The 14,748-nt window shown below is 52.9% G+C and carries 11 protein-coding genes; 5 read left to right on the top strand and 6 right to left on the bottom strand.

The features are described from left to right. The first annotated feature begins 4 nt into the window (after positions 1-4). Positions 5-853 carry a pantoate--beta-alanine ligase gene (gene panC / locus JK223_RS04470; protein WP_212713022.1) on the top strand — a complete coding sequence of 283 codons (849 nt, stop codon included), beginning with the start codon at positions 5-7 and terminating at the stop codon, positions 851-853. 77 nt (positions 854-930) lie between these two features. Here panC and JK223_RS04475 read toward each other — a convergent pair whose 3' ends face one another. The 4 genes from JK223_RS04475 to cueO form a co-directional block, all read right to left on the bottom strand. Further along, positions 931-1,701, bottom strand: a complete 771-nt coding sequence (locus tag JK223_RS04475) for an ABC transporter permease (RefSeq protein ID WP_025901267.1) — start codon at positions 1,699-1,701, stop codon at positions 931-933. Next, a complete protein-coding gene (locus JK223_RS04480; protein ID WP_212713023.1) occupies positions 1,698-2,624 on the bottom strand; it encodes an ABC transporter ATP-binding protein in 927 nt (308 codons plus the stop codon). The genes JK223_RS04475 and JK223_RS04480 overlap by 4 nt, the downstream gene beginning before the upstream one ends. A 305-nt stretch (positions 2,625-2,929) precedes the next feature. After that, positions 2,930-3,466 (bottom strand): hypoxanthine phosphoribosyltransferase, encoded by a 537-nt coding sequence (hpt, locus tag JK223_RS04485; RefSeq protein ID WP_212713213.1) that lies wholly within the window; start codon positions 3,464-3,466, stop codon positions 2,930-2,932. A 208-nt stretch (positions 3,467-3,674) separates the two neighbouring features. Further along, complete coding sequence (gene cueO / locus JK223_RS04490) at positions 3,675-5,339, bottom strand: multicopper oxidase CueO (protein ID WP_212713024.1); 1,665 nt, start codon at positions 5,337-5,339, stop codon at positions 3,675-3,677. A gap of 157 nt (positions 5,340-5,496) precedes the next feature. Between cueO and JK223_RS04495 the strand changes: the two genes are divergently transcribed. The 3 genes from JK223_RS04495 to speD all read left to right on the top strand — a co-directional run bounded on the left by JK223_RS04495 (position 5,497) and on the right by speD (position 7,633). Then, a complete protein-coding gene (locus tag JK223_RS04495) occupies positions 5,497-5,847 on the top strand; it encodes a YacC family pilotin-like protein (protein ID WP_212713025.1) in 351 nt (116 codons plus the stop codon). Positions 5,848-5,936: 89 nt separating this feature from the next. Next, the gene (gene speE / locus JK223_RS04500; RefSeq protein WP_212713026.1) at positions 5,937-6,797 is read left to right on the top strand and encodes a polyamine aminopropyltransferase; all 861 of its coding nucleotides are present in this window, start codon (positions 5,937-5,939) and stop codon (positions 6,795-6,797) included. A gap of 32 nt (positions 6,798-6,829) precedes the next feature. Next, on the top strand, positions 6,830-7,633 hold the full coding sequence (speD, locus tag JK223_RS04505; protein WP_212713027.1) for an adenosylmethionine decarboxylase: 804 nt from the start codon (positions 6,830-6,832) through the stop codon (positions 7,631-7,633). 454 nt (positions 7,634-8,087) lie between these two features. Here the strand turns inward: speD and JK223_RS04510 are convergent, their stop codons facing one another. Together JK223_RS04510 and acnB are read right to left on the bottom strand one after the other, a co-directional pair. After that, a complete protein-coding gene (locus JK223_RS04510) occupies positions 8,088-8,450 on the bottom strand; it encodes a YacL family protein (protein ID WP_212713028.1) in 363 nt (120 codons plus the stop codon). 185 nt (positions 8,451-8,635) lie between these two features. Beyond that, entirely contained in the window at positions 8,636-11,233 is a 2,598-nt protein-coding gene (acnB, locus tag JK223_RS04515; protein ID WP_212713029.1) for a bifunctional aconitate hydratase 2/2-methylisocitrate dehydratase, read from the bottom strand. Positions 11,234-11,996: 763 nt separating this feature from the next. Here acnB and mgtA point away from each other — a divergent pair. Beyond that, positions 11,997-14,693: a magnesium-translocating P-type ATPase gene (gene mgtA, locus JK223_RS04520; protein ID WP_212713030.1), complete on the top strand. Its 2,697-nt coding sequence runs from the start codon at positions 11,997-11,999 to the stop codon at positions 14,691-14,693. The last annotated feature ends 55 nt before the right edge of the window (positions 14,694-14,748 follow it).

A 14,748-nucleotide genomic window follows, 5' to 3' on the forward strand; every position in this document is an offset into this window, starting at 1 on the left:
TTCCATGCTTGTGATTGAAACACCGGCAGCATTACAGGAAGAAATCAGCCGCCTGCGACGTAAAAACCTGCGCATCGCTCTGGTACCGACGATGGGAAACCTGCATGACGGGCATTTGCAGCTGATCTCAACCGCCAAAGCACAGGCCGATATCGTCGTCGCCTCCATTTTTGTGAACCCGATGCAATTTGATCGGCCTGAGGATTTGTCCCGTTATCCACGGACCTTGGGTGAAGACAGCGAAAAGCTGGAACAATACCAGACCGATATTCTGTTTGTGCCCGGGGTCAGTGCTATTTATCCTCAGGGGACCGGCGAGCAGACCTTTGTCGAGGTACCCGGGCTTTCCGGTTTGCTTGAAGGGGCCAGCCGGCCTGGCCATTTCAGGGGCGTCACGACCATTGTCAGTAAGCTGTTTAATATGGTGCGGCCGGATATCGCCTGTTTCGGTGAGAAAGATTTTCAGCAGTTACTCGTCATCCGTAAAATGGTGGCGGACCTGGGCTATCCGATAGAGATTATCGGCGTGCCTACCGTACGTGCCGCGGATAACCTGGCGTTAAGTTCACGTAATGGCTATCTGACCCCGGAAGAGCGTAAGACAGCCCCTTACCTGAGCCGGGTGATGAACACTCTCGCTGACCGGCTGACGGCCGGAGAGAGCGATATCGACGGGCTTATCGCGGAGGCGGGATCACAGCTCCGTGACTATGGGTTTACCCCGGATAATATTGCGATTTGCGACAGCGAGACGCTGCAACCGCTGACATCTGATAGCCGCAATGCGGTGATCCTGATGGCCGCCTGGCTGGGTCATGCCAGACTGATTGATAATCAGACGGTAGCTCTTTAGCAGGTTTCCGGTGAACTAACTGCAGAAGAAAAGACGGGAAAGTTTCCCCGCCACCGACCGGTGGCGGGGAGCGGAGATCAGCTACGTAAGCCTCTGCCGCGCTGGATCAGTGTCCAGACCAGGGTATAGAACGCCGCGATAAAGACCAGCAGAATAGTAATGGTTAACGCGACCGGAACGTCACTGATCCCCAGGAAGCCATAACGGAACCCGCTGATCATGTAGACGATAGGGTTCAGTTTGGAAATCACCTGCCAGACCGGCGGCAGCAGAGACAGCGAATAAAACACGCCGCCCAGATAGGTCAGCGGTGTCAGCACGAACGTCGGGATCAGGCTGATATCATCGAACGAACGGGCAAAGACCGCATTCAGCAGCCCGGCCAGCGAAAACAGTACCGATGTCAGGACGATGGTTAACGCGACCATCGGCCAGAAATAGACATGGAACGGGACAAAGCACAGTGAAATCGCCGTGACCAGAATCCCGACACAGATCCCCCGCGCCACGCCGCCACCGACATAGCCGGCAATAATGATATGAGTCGGCACCGGCGCGACCAGCAATTCTTCAATATTGCGCTGAAATTTTGCACTAAAGAAAGAAGAGGCCACATTGGAATAGGAGTTGGTGATCACCGACATCATAATCAGTCCCGGCACGATGAACTGCATATAACTGAAGCCATGCATATCACCGATTCGGGAACCAATCAGGTTTCCGAAAATAATAAAATAGAGCGTCATGGTGATCACCGGTGGCACCAGTGTCTGTATCCAGATCCGCATAAAACGATGGATCTCTTTGCCCCAGATACTCTTTAACGCGACCCAATATAAATGCGTCATGAACTTCCCTCCGCAGAACCATTAACCAGACTGACGAAGAGCTCTTCCAGACGGTTGGCTTTATTACGCATACTCAATACCGAAATCCCCTGAGATGTCAGCTGACTGAAGACATCATTCAGCCCCTGCTCCCGCAATACTTCGACTTCCAGGGTCGAGGCATCCACCAGCTGAGCAGTGAATCCGTCAAGGACCGGACGCGGACTGTCCGGCGAAAGGTCAAGAATAAAGGTTTCTGACTTCAGCTTGCCGAGCAGGGCTTTCATCGACGTATTTTCTACCAGCTCTCCCCGCTGAATAATGCCGATATTGCGGCATAGCATCTCGGCTTCTTCCAGGTAGTGAGTCGTCAGAATAATCGTCGTCCCCTGCTCGTTCAGCGTTTTAAGAAAGGTCCACATGGAACGACGAAGCTCGATATCGACCCCGGCCGTCGGCTCATCAAGAATTAAGAGCTTAGGCTCATGCATCAGCGCACGGGCTATCATCAGGCGACGCTTCATTCCGCCGGACAACATTCTTGCCCGCTGATCACGTTTTTCCCAAAGGTCCAGCTGACGCAGGTATTTCTCCGCCCGGTTCAGCGCCTCTTTACGTTCAACCCCATAATACCCTGCCTGGCTGACAACAATCCGCAGCACGGTTTCAAAAGGGTTAAAATTGAACTCCTGCGGTACCAGGCCTAACTGGCGCTTGGCGTTGACCTTGTCATTTTCCAGGTCATAGCCAAACACTTTCACCTGTCCGGAGGTTTTGTTCACCAGGGAACTGATGATACCAATCGTGGTTGATTTACCGGCACCGTTCGGGCCCAGTAAGGCGTAAAAATCTCCGGCCCTGACAGTCAGATCCAGCCCTTTCAGGGCATGGACCGTCTCACCATAGGTTTTAGTCAGCCCGGAGATTTCCAGTGCATACGTCATACCTGTTCCATCCTGAGATAATAAAGGAATTAAAGTTAATTTTTACCGCGATTTCGTCGGGGGTTCCGCGAATGACTGCTGACGCCTGAGATCTGAACCGTCCGTTAAGACCGGCTAAACCGTGCGAATCTGGCGGATGACGGCAGTGGCTGTCTGAAAGACGGTGAATACCGGCAAAGTCCCTGATAAACGCAGACAGATCGGTTACGCCTTGTCAGTAACGACAGCATCGGTGATAAAGTGTGCTTAGTATAAATCAGGCCGGATTAACCGGCCTGAAAGATCGTGCTATTGATACGCCGGATTCAGGGTTCCAGAATCACCACTTTGCCGACATAAGGCAGATGACGATAACGCTGAGCGTAATCAATACCATAGCCCACAACAAACTCGTCCGGGATAGCGAAGCCGACATACTCGACATCCACATTCACTTCCCGGCGCTCAGGCTTATCCAGCAGCGTACAGATAGCCAGAGATTTTGGCTCACGCAGGCGTAAAATCTCACGCACTTTACTCAGGGTGTTACCGGAATCGATAATATCTTCAACAATCAGTACATCTTTGCCCCGGATATCTTCATCAAGATCTTTAATGATTTTGACATCCCGGGTACTCGACATACCATTGCCATAACTTGAGGCCGTAATAAAATCGACTTCGTGAGAAACGTCTATTGCCCGGCACAAATCGGCCATAAACATAAATGATCCACGTAACAGTCCGACCAGCACAATATCATTGCCGCGATCACGGTAATCTGCAGAGATTTGCTGGCCCAGAGCTGTAATACGCTGTCTGATTTCCTCTTCAGAAATCATCACTTCTACGGTGTGTTTCATAATATATATCTCACTGATTTTACTCAGCTTAACCTCATCAATGGCGGGGATTAATACAGTCATGATCCGCAGATCATGGCGGGGATTATCGCACAGACCTGCCACCGCACGATAGCCTGAGAACCGATTAAGTCCCTGAAATCAGGCCGGTGGCCGCCCTCAGCCCCGCCGGGGCCGGCGGGGCTGAGGGACACTGCGGCTGTGGATATCAGGTCCGGCTGACCGTGAAGCCGAGCATCATGCCGGTATCTTCATGTTCCAGCAGATGACAGTGGGCCATATAGGCCTGGTTCTGGCTGGCCGTATGGGTAAAGTTCACCAGAATTTCACTGACGCCCCCCTCCACCCGGACAATATCCTTCCATCCCTGACGATGTGCCGCGACCGGCAGTCCGTTTTCCGACAGGATCCTGAACTGAGTGCCATGGACATGGAAAGGATGCAGCATCATGTCGCCCTGTCCACTGATACGCCAGACCTCTGTCGTCTGAAGCGGCACATCAAAAGCCGGGTGATTCATATCAAAGGCTTTACCATTGATTTTATTACCCTGATGAAAATCATACCCTTTACCGGCACTTTTCGCAGGATGTGCCTCCATCGTCATACCCGACATTCCCGGCATCTTATCCATCCCGCTGCCTGTCGCCTGAGAAGACATCGACTGATGTGGCATCGCCATCCCCGCCATACTGTTGTCTGGCGACGTGGTTTCCCCCATCGACATGCCGCCCATCGCTTTATGCCCGTAGCGGTTAATCAGTGCCGCCATCCCCTGCTGGTCCAGCTGCTTATCCATGGATAACTGCAAGGTTCTTTTCGTCATTCCTGCCAGACTCTCCTGCGCGGGCAGCGATGGCATCACCGAGAGGGTATCCGGTAGCGTGCTGCTGCCGGCGATGCGTATCGGTAACACATTCAGCACCGGTAACGGCTGGTCAAACGGGGCAAGGACCATGCCAGCCTGCTCTGTCGGCAGCGTCACTAAGTCAAACGCTTTACCGTCACTGGTATCGACCATTACTTCAAAGCGTTCGCCCGGGATCATCTCCAGGCTATCCACCTTGACGGGCTGAGCCAGTAATCCCCCATCGCTGGCGATAACATAGAGCGGACGTTGATCACTGGTACTGAGAATAAGGCTGCGCGCGTTACAGCCGTTAAGCATCCTGAAACGTACCCAGCCACGAGGCACCGCATGCTGCGGGTAGCTGACCCCGTTAGTCAGCATCATATTGCCAAACCAGCCGACCGCAGCCCGCATAATATCCAGCTGATAGTCAATCTGCGTACCCTCGGCCGTCAGTTGTTTGTCCTGGAATATCAGCGGAATATCATCCACTCCCCACTCGATCGGCAGACGTAACAGGTCAATTTCATCATCGTCAATGATAAGCATTCCTGCCAGTCCTTTCGCGACCTGAAAACCGGTATGACCGTGGTAATGCGGATGATACCAGCAGGTTGCGGCTTGCTGGTCCGGCGTAAAGGTCACTTCCCGCCGCCCTCCCGCCGGGATCACTTCCTGCGGTCCGCCATCCACCTCGCCTCCGACTTTCAGTCCATGCCAGTGGAGGGTGGTAGCCATCGGTAACGTGTTATTAATGTCGATAGTGACCTGCTGCTGACGGCGCAGACGCAGTACCGGGCCCAGCAGGCTGCCATTATAGCCCCAGGTAGGGACTTCCCGGCCCTGCCAGCGGGTCATCCCGGTCATCGCCGTTAACCGTATCCGCTGGCGGATATCCGGGGTCAGTTGGGGGGGGACGGGCAACAGAGGTCTGGTTGCAGCCATCAGAGAACGGCTCCAGACCGGGAGTAAGCCTGCCGCTGCACACGCGGTAGTCAGCTTCAGAAAATCTCGACGCTGCATAACGGAATTTCCTTAGACGAAAAAAGCATTTGATAAGCATAAACCTTATCCCTGCGGGAAGGTCAAGGCTCACGCCCTTTCGGGCCGGTCAAAATAATCGTCATACTGACAGCAACTATGCTAACGTGGATGACATGATAGCGACCAGAGAACCCCAATGACTAAAATCTTCAGGCTGCTGCTGCTGACCGCTTTACTGAGTGTCACCGGCACCAGCTTTGCACTCGATGAATCTCAGGCAGAAGATATGGCTGACTTAACGGCCGTCTTTATTTACCTGAAAAATGACTGTGGCTATCAGGATATTCCCGATAATCAGATCAGAAATGCCCTTATTTTTTTCGCCCGCCAGAATCGCTGGGATTTAACTAACTATAACCAGATGAATATGCAGCAACGTGGCGAATCAAGCTATGAAGACCTGAGTGGGATTGCCGTGCCCCGGACTCAGAAATGCCAATCGCTGGCCGATAAATCACTCAGTCTGCTCGCTTATGTGAATAAGTAATCCGGAGGCTGATGCCGTGCATCACTGCCGGGACTTCGTTATCATCACCCGTTCATTTTTATCATCCGGTACCAGAGGGGAGTTATCACGTGTCACAGCACGATAAATGGCATGAAACATTGCATGACGGGTTCGGGCAATACTTTACCGTCGATAAAGAACTTTATCGGGATAAGACCGAACACCAGGATTTAGTGATTTTTGAAAACAGTGCCTTCGGCAGAGTTATGGCGCTGGATGGTGTGGTACAAACCACCGAACGTGATGAGTTTATCTACCATGAGATGCTGACCCATGTCCCGCTGTTCGCCCATGGCGAAGCCCGCAGTGTGCTGATTATCGGCGGCGGTGATGGCGGAATGTTACGTGAGGTCGCCCGTCATCCTGGCGTGGAACGTATCACTATGGTCGAAATTGATGCCGGGGTCGTGACCTTCTGCCGTGAGTATCTGCCGAATCACAGTGCGGGTGCCTACGATGATCCCCGCTTTACGCTGGTGATCGACGACGGTGTTAACTTCGTGAATCAGACGGACCAGAAGTTTGATGTAATCATTTCTGACTGTACGGATCCGATAGGTCCCGGTGAAAGCCTCTTCACCTCCGATTTCTACGAAGGCTGCCAGCGTTGCCTGAATGAAGGCGGGATCTTCGTCGCGCAGAACGGCGTCTGTTTCCTGCAGCAGGAAGAAGCGGTCAACAGTCATCGTCGCCTGCGCCCTTATTTCTCTGATGTCAGCTTTTACCAGGCCGCGGTTCCGACCTATTACGGCGGGATTATGACCTTTGCCTGGGCGAGTAATAACGAGTCCCTGCGCACGCTTACTCATGAGACGCTCACTCAGCGCATTGAGGAGTCCGGCATCACCTGCCGTTATTATACGCCGGCGATCCATCAGGGCAGTTTTGCCTTACCACAGTATTTACTGGATGCTCTGACAGCAGAGTGATCCGCAACGATCCCTAAAGGAGGTGGACTAAATTGCAAAAGCTAAAACTACATGGCTTCAACAATCTGACGAAAAGCCTGAGTTTTTGTATCTATGATATTTGCTACGCGAACACAAAAGAAGAACGTGACGGCTACATCGCATATATCGACGAGCAATATAATGCTAACCGACTGACCGAAATTCTGACGGAAACCTGTTCGATTATCGGGGCGAATGTCCTGAACATCGCCCGCCAGGACTATGAGCCCCAGGGGGCCAGCGTCACTATCCTGGTGAGTGAAGAACCGGTTAATCCTGACGATATCGACACTTCAGAGCATCCTGGCCCGCTACCGGACGCGATAGTGGCACATCTCGATAAAAGTCATATCTGCGTACACACCTACCCGGAAAGCCATCCCGAAGGCGGTCTCTGCACTTTCCGCGCGGATATTGAGGTGTCGACCTGTGGTGTGATTTCCCCGCTGAATGCCCTGAACTACCTGATCCACCAACTGGAATCCGATATCGTCACCATCGACTACCGTGTCCGGGGCTTCACCCGCGATATTAACGGGGTAAAACATTTCATCGACCATGAAATCAATTCGATTCAGAATTTTATGTCCGGCAATATGAAATCGATGTACGACATGATGGATGTGAATGTCTATCAGGAAAACATCTTTCATACCAAAATGCTGCTGAAAGAGTTTGACCTGAAACACTACCTGTTCAATACCCGCCCGGAAGATTTAGCCCCCGGAGAACACCAGCGGATCACTGAACTGTTATGGAAAGAGATGCGTGAAATTTATTATGGCCGCAATATTCCGGCGGTAAATCAGAAATAAACGCTCACTGACCGGCACACTATTGCCGGTCTTTTCCTGCACTCCTGCCTGTCGTCTTCCGGTGACAGGTTCTCTGACCCAAACGCCCGTGTGATAACACCCTGCCGGTGACAGGTTCTCTGACCCGAACGCCCGTGTGATAACGCCCTGCCGGTAACAGGTTCTGTGACCCGGATGACCGTACGGCAACGCCCTGCCTGTAACAGGTTCTGTGCCCCGGACGCCCGTGTGGTAACTCCCTGCCAGTAACCGTCCTGATACCTGAACGCCCGTGTGATAACGCCCTGCCGGTAACAGGTTCTGTGAACCGGATGACCGTACGGCAACGCCCTGCCTGTAACTAGTCCAGTTACCCGGACACACGTGTGGTAACGCCCTGCCTGTAACACGTTCTGTTACCCGAACATCCGTCTGATAACGCCCTGCCGGGTCGCGGCCCCGGGCCTGAGACCGGTTAACGGCGCTCAATAAACTTCTGGTAGGCATCCACCAGCAGGAAGAAGTCTTCAACGCCACAAAAGGCCAGTGATTCCTGGTCATAATAGCTCATCCCTTCTTCCGGTTCATCGGTATCGAAAGACAGCATATTGGCACTGATCATCACTTCTTCATCATCAATCCACAACGTGTATTCTTTCCCCGTGCGGCTCCATTGACGGCTGGTCCCTTTCACCGAACGGGCACCTTCACGGACCTCGTCGAGTAAAGCCAGGTCTCCCCGGACTTCATCATTAAACCAGTGACCGACCGCCTCATGGTCCATCGACATACGCACAATCACATTGCCGGTAACATCATGAACAAACTGGTATTCCATAACTGACTCCTGACGATTCTGATGAGCAGGTCATCAGATCACTGCTGTTAACACCTATCGCTGCCGCAGGCAGACTATGACACAGACCTCCTGTTCCGTAGTCCATGCCAGCACGGCCACGGAACAGGGATAAAAAAAGCACAGCCTGCGCTGTGCTTTTTTGCCTGAGACTATATTAACAGTAATCAGACGCTGGTCTGAAAAATAACGTCTTTCGCTTTGTCAGTATATTCGGGCAGGTGGTCAAAATTCAGGTAACGGTAGGTATCGCTGGCGGTTTTATCCACCTCTGCCATGAAATGCTGATATTCCTCCGGCGTGGGTAGTTTGCCTGTCAGAGCGGCCACAGCGGCGAGCTCAGCAGAAGCCAGATAAACGTTCGCACCATTGCCTAAGCGGTTCGGGAAGTTACGGGTCGACGTCGATACTACCGTCACGCCGTCGGCCACACGGGCCTGGTTCCCCATACAGAGCGAACATCCCGGAATTTCAACCCTGGCACCACTCTTACCAAAGACACTGTAATAGCCTTCTTCCGTCAGCTGAGCGGCATCCATTTTGGTTGGCGGCGCTACCCACAATCGGGTAGGCAGCTGTCCTTTATGGCTATCCAGTAATTTACCGGCGGCACGGAAGTGGCCGATATTGGTCATACAGGATCCGATAAAGACCTCATCAATTTCCTCGCCCTGCACATCCGATAACCAGCGGGCATCATCCGGATCATTCGGCGCACACAGGATAGGCTGAGTGATCTCATGCAATGGGATATCGATCACCGCCGCATATTCTGCATCCGCGTCCGCTTCGAGTAACTGCGGATCCGCCAGCCATTTTTCCATGCCCTGAATACGGCGTTCGAGGGTACGACGATCGCCATAGCCTTCCGCAATCATCCATTTCAGCAGCACAATATTGGAATTGAGATATTCAATGATCGGCGCTTTATCCAGTTTGATCGTACAACCTGCCGCAGAACGCTCCGCTGAAGCATCCGAAAGTTCGAAAGCCTGTTCCGCTTTCAGATCCGGTAAGCCTTCGATCTCCAGAATACGGCCGGAGAAGATGTTCTTTTTACCTTTCTTCTCGACCGTCAGCAGCCCCTGTTTGATCGCATACAACGGGATGGCATGAACCAGATCACGCAGGGTGATCCCGGGCTGCATCTTACCGCTGAACCGCACCAGCACAGATTCCGGCATATCCAGCGGCATCACGCCGGTGGCCGCGGCAAATGCGACCAGTCCGGACCCGGCCGGGAAGGAAATACCGATAGGGAAGCGGGTATGAGAGTCCCCGCCGGTACCGACCGTATCCGGTAACAACATACGGTTCAGCCAGCTGTGGATGATACCGTCGCCCGGGCGCAGAGAGACCCCGCCACGGTTCATAATGAAGTCCGGGAGCGTGTGCTGCATCTGTACGTCCACCGGTTTAGGATAGGCCGCCGTATGACAAAATGACTGCATCACTAAATCCGCAGAGAAGCCGAGGCAGGCAAGATCTTTCAGTTCATCACGGGTCATCGGCCCGGTCGTGTCCTGAGAGCCGACAGAGGTCATTTTTGGCTCACAGTATTCACCAGGGCGAATACCGGCGACGCCACAGGCCCGGCCAACCATTTTCTGGGCCAGCGAGAAACCACGCTCACTTTTCACCACATCTTTCGCTTTACGGAAGATATCGCTGTGCGGCAAAGCAAGTGCCTCACGGGCGCGGGCCGTCAGACCACGGCCAATGATCAGCGGGATACGTCCGCCGGCGCGAACCTCATCCAGCAGGACATCGGTTTTCAGCGCAAAGGTTTCCAGTAGTTCATTATCCTCATGGCGGCGGACTTCTCCCTTATAAGGATAAATATCGATGACATCCCCCATATTCAGGTTACTGACATCCACTTCTATCGGTAAGGCACCGGCATCTTCCATGGTATTAAAGAAAATCGGCGCAATTTTTCCGCCCAGAACCACACCGCCGCCCTTCTTATTCGGCACATAAGGGATATCATCCCCCATAAACCACAGGACAGAGTTGGTGGCTGATTTACGGGAAGAACCGGTACCGACCACATCCCCGGTATAGACCAGCGGGAAGCCTTTAGCCTGTAATGCTTCAATTTGTTTAATCGGGCCGACATTTCCGGCATCGTCCGGGGTAATGCCGTCACGGGCAATTTTCAGCATCGCCAGCGCATGCAACGGAATATCAGGACGAGACCAGGCATCCGGCGCCGGAGAAAGATCATCGGTATTGGTTTCACCGGTCACTTTAAACACGGTCAGCGTGATCTTCTCCGCCAGCTCAGGACGTGACAGGAACCATTCGGCATCCGCCCACGACTTCAGTACCTGCTGTGCAAAGGGATTGCCTGCTTTGGCTTTTTCTTCAACATCGTAAAAATTATCGAACATCAGCAGGGTATGGGACAGGGCTTTTGCCGCACCGGCCGCCAGTTTGTCATCATCCAGCGCGTCGATTAACGGATGGATATTATATCCACCCTGCATAGTGCCCAGCAGCTCTACCGCTTTTTCAGGCGTAACCAGCGGGGAAGTGGCTTCCCCCTTAACGATAGCCGCGAGGAACCCGGCTTTTACATAGGCGGCTTCATCAACACCAGGGGGAACACGATTTATCAGCAGATCTATCAGAAATTCTTCTTCACCTTGCGGCGGAGTTTTCAGCAGTTCAACCAGTGCTGCGGTCTGGGGCGCATCTAATGGCTTAGGGACAATGCCCATAGCAGCACGTTCGGCAACGTGCTTACGGTATTCATCTAGCACGACGTTCTCCTCACTCACATTGTATTGGCTTCCGGCACTATGGCTCTGCATGTAAAAAGTATTATCGCAGAGATTAAAAGCGCGGGTCCGCTTGGGCAGCATATCAGTATCCTGATCCGTTGTTAATCTGTTTACAAAAAGTCAACATTCTTGTAAATCAACAGGACTGCCCGTACATAATGCTAATCGACTGAAATCTAATACATTAATTAAACTATCACTCTTCATACTGAAACATAAAGAAAAAAAATCACCCCTTTCCCGACGCTGGCCGCCGGTTCAGGCCCCTTCCAGGCAATATAAAAATCGCCGGTTGAACTGTGGTTTAAGTTGCGGGTTTACCTTATCCGCTAAAAACCTTATATTTTATCTGCCTTTTTTATACAGGATTATCCCTTGAACAGTTACCGAACGTACAAGGGCAGATAGATTGCTTGTCTGCCCCTTTGGCAGACAGCGCGCGAAGAGCCACGCCTGTCTTTATTTTATCGCAGACGAGGTATCAGAAATGTTCACCCACGCACTCTTTCCTCCGGGTTTACCCCTTTAATCGTATCAGCCGTCACTGTGCCGGTTTGCACAGAGATTTTCCCTGGATTCTTGAATGAAGGAGCCACAGATGGACGATGACCCGACCAGGCAACGTTATATACGTTGCAGGGGGACGCCTGCCTGACCCTCAATGCTGCAACGTATCTCACTTTTTTTGCTGTCCTGCGCCCGGTAACCCCGCGCCGGCAGCCACAAAGCGGATACTATTGAGATGACACAGATTATAAATACCCGCCCGCTGCTGCAGGAAAAACCGCAGCCGCAGACCCCGGAATGGCTGATCAGCCACCATATTACGACCAGCACAGAAGCCACACTGGCGTCACTCGATGCCGGCAGTCAGGGATTAACCGCTGAACAGGTGGCTGACCGTCAGGCACAGTTTGGTCCGAACGAAATTGCGGTAAAAAAAGCACCGCCGGCCCTTATTCAATGGCTGCAGGCCTTCAACAATCCTTTTATTTATGTGCTGCTGGCGCTGGCTATCGTCAGCTTTGTCACGGATTACTGGATCCCTGTTCGTGCCGGTGAAAAACCGGATCTGACCAGCGTCATTATTATGAGTTGCATGATCCTGTTCAGTACCCTGCTCCGTTTCGTACAGGAATTCCGGACCAACAAAGCGGCAGATGCACTGAATTCTCTGGTAGAAGTGACGGTGAATGTCCGCCGGCAGGATGAGCAGCATCACGCTGTCGTACTGTCTGTGCCCCGCCACGAAATCGTGCCCGGCGACATCGTCATGCTTAGCGCCGGGGACATCGTTCCGGCCGATCTGCGTTTGCTGGAAAGCAGTTCACTGCAACTGAATCAGTCCGTCCTGACCGGTGAAACGCTCCCGGTTGAAAAACACGCCCGGGTTCATGCCGAAGCGTCACAGACTGAAATCAGTGAGCAGGCACTCCTGCATCAGCCAGCCATAGCTCTGATGAGCACCAGCGTCCTCAGTGGTTCAGCCACCGCCGTCGTCGTCGCCACGGGTGAAGACACCTGGTACGGATCACTGGCCGGGAAGATTTCCGGCGCGGCCCCGAAAACGGCCTTTGATAAAGGGGTCAACAGCGTCAGCTGGCTGCTGATCCGCTTTATGCTGCTGATGGTGCCGGTTGTCTTTCTGATTAACGGGCTAACCAAAGGTGAATGGACTGAGGCGCTATTCTTTTCCCTGGCCGTAGCCGTTGGCCTGACCCCCGAAATGCTGCCGATGATCGTCAGTACGAATCTGGCCAAGGGTGCCATGGCCCTGGCGTCCAGAAAAGTCGTGGTGAAACGTATCAATGCCATTCAGAACCTGGGGGCTATGGATATTCTTTGCACCGATAAAACCGGCACCCTGACCGATGACAATATTATCCTTGCCGGTGCGCTCACCGCGGATGGCTTCGACGATATCCGCGTGGCTGAAATGGCATGGCTGAACAGTTACCTGCAGCAGGGCATCAATAATCCGATGGATCGTGCCATCAATGACTATGCCACTCAGCAGGGGATAGCACGCCGGTTGCTGCATATTCGTAAAGCCGATGAATTACCGTTCGACTTTACCCGCCGTTGTCTTTCTGTGTCGGTTTACGACGACCATGGCAGACAGCAGCTCATCTGCAAAGGGGCCAGCGAAGAGATGCTTGCCCGCTGCACACGCGTCCTTTCCGGTAAAGAAGAGGTCAGCCTTACCTCTGAGCATCTGCAGCATTACCGGGAATATGTGGCAGAGAAAAACCGCCAGGGTTATCGCGTGCTTCTGATGGGCAGTAAAACCCTGTCTGCAGAAAATTCCCTGCGGCGTTTACGGCACGACGATGAATGTGATCTGACACTGTGCGGGATCCTGTGTTTCCTTGACCCGGTGAAACAGGGAGCGGAAAGCGCTTTGGCTTCACTGAAAGCCCGCGGGGTTCAGGTCAAAGTTCTGACCGGCGATAATGCCGAAGTGACCGCAAAAATTTGCCGTGACCTGCGTCTGTCTGCCGGTGTCCCGTTACAGGGACCGGATATCGCGGCCCTGGACGATGAGTCACTGAAACAGCAACTGGCCAGCCACACTATTTTTGCGCGGCTGACTCCGTCGGATAAAACACGGATAGTGACACTGCTGCAACAGTCCGGTCATACCGTCGGCTTTCTCGGTGATGGTATCAATGATGCCGCGGCCCTGCATGCCGCCGATGTCGGGATCTCCGTGGATAATGCGACTCAGATTGCACAGAATGCAGCGGATATTATTTTGCTGGAAAAAGACCTGCAGGTGCTGGAACACGGCGTCCGTATCGGTCGCCAGACCTTTGGGAATATCATTAAGTATCTGAATATCACGGCCAGTTCTAATTTCGGCAACGTCTTCTCGGTCCTGATTGCCAGCGCCTTTATTCCGTTTATGCCCATGCTGGCCATTCAGTTGCTGCTGCAGAACCTGATCTATGACGTGTCTCAGATGCTGTTACCCTGGGATAGCATGGATGAAGAGTTTGTCGCCCAGCCCCGGAAATGGGATGCCGGAAATATCGGGCGTTTTATGCTGGTGATGGGCCCCATTTCATCGGTATTTGATGTGGCTACCTTTGCAGTCATGTGGTACGTCTTTTCTGCACACAGTGAAGCCGCACAATCGTTGTTCCAGTCCGGCTGGTTTGTGGAAGGTCTGCTGTCACAGACCCTGGTCGTGCATATGCTGCGGACCCGCAAAATCCCGTTCCTGCAGAGCTGTGCCCGCTGGCCGGTACTGTTAAGTACACTGGCCGTGGTGGTGGCCGGGATCGCCCTGCCGTATTCACCGCTGGCAGCCACCTTCAGGTTACAGCCTTTACCCCTCAGCTATTTCCCCTGGTTATTGCTGATCCTGATCGGGTACTGCCTGCTGAGTCAGTCGGTGAAACAGTTTTACTGCCGCCGTTTTGGTCAGTGGTTTTAACCCGGTAACGGTATGACTCCATAAAAAAACGGCTCCTGAGGAGCCGTTTTTTACT

Origin of the sequence: Tatumella sp. JGM118 (assembly GCF_018257515.1) — a bacterium.
In the GTDB taxonomy this organism is placed as follows: Bacteria; Pseudomonadota; Gammaproteobacteria; order Enterobacterales; family Enterobacteriaceae; genus Tatumella; species Tatumella terrea.

Excerpts from the sequence above, each read along its gene's own strand:
- panC (WP_212713022.1), top strand. The coding sequence starts at position 5 with ATGCTTGTGATTGAAACACCGGCAGCATTACAGGAAGAAATCAGCCGC.
- JK223_RS04475 (WP_025901267.1), bottom strand. The coding sequence starts at position 1,701 with ATGACGCATTTATATTGGGTCGCGTTAAAGAGTATCTGGGGCAAAGAG.
- JK223_RS04480 (WP_212713023.1), bottom strand. The coding sequence starts at position 2,624 with ATGACGTATGCACTGGAAATCTCCGGGCTGACTAAAACCTATGGTGAG.
- hpt (WP_212713213.1), bottom strand. The coding sequence starts at position 3,466 with ATGAAACACACCGTAGAAGTGATGATTTCTGAAGAGGAAATCAGACAG.
- cueO (WP_212713024.1), bottom strand. The coding sequence starts at position 5,339 with ATGCAGCGTCGAGATTTTCTGAAGCTGACTACCGCGTGTGCAGCGGCA.
- JK223_RS04495 (WP_212713025.1), top strand. The coding sequence starts at position 5,497 with ATGACTAAAATCTTCAGGCTGCTGCTGCTGACCGCTTTACTGAGTGTC.
- JK223_RS04510 (WP_212713028.1), bottom strand. The coding sequence starts at position 8,450 with ATGGAATACCAGTTTGTTCATGATGTTACCGGCAATGTGATTGTGCGT.
- mgtA (WP_212713030.1), top strand. The coding sequence starts at position 11,997 with ATGACACAGATTATAAATACCCGCCCGCTGCTGCAGGAAAAACCGCAG.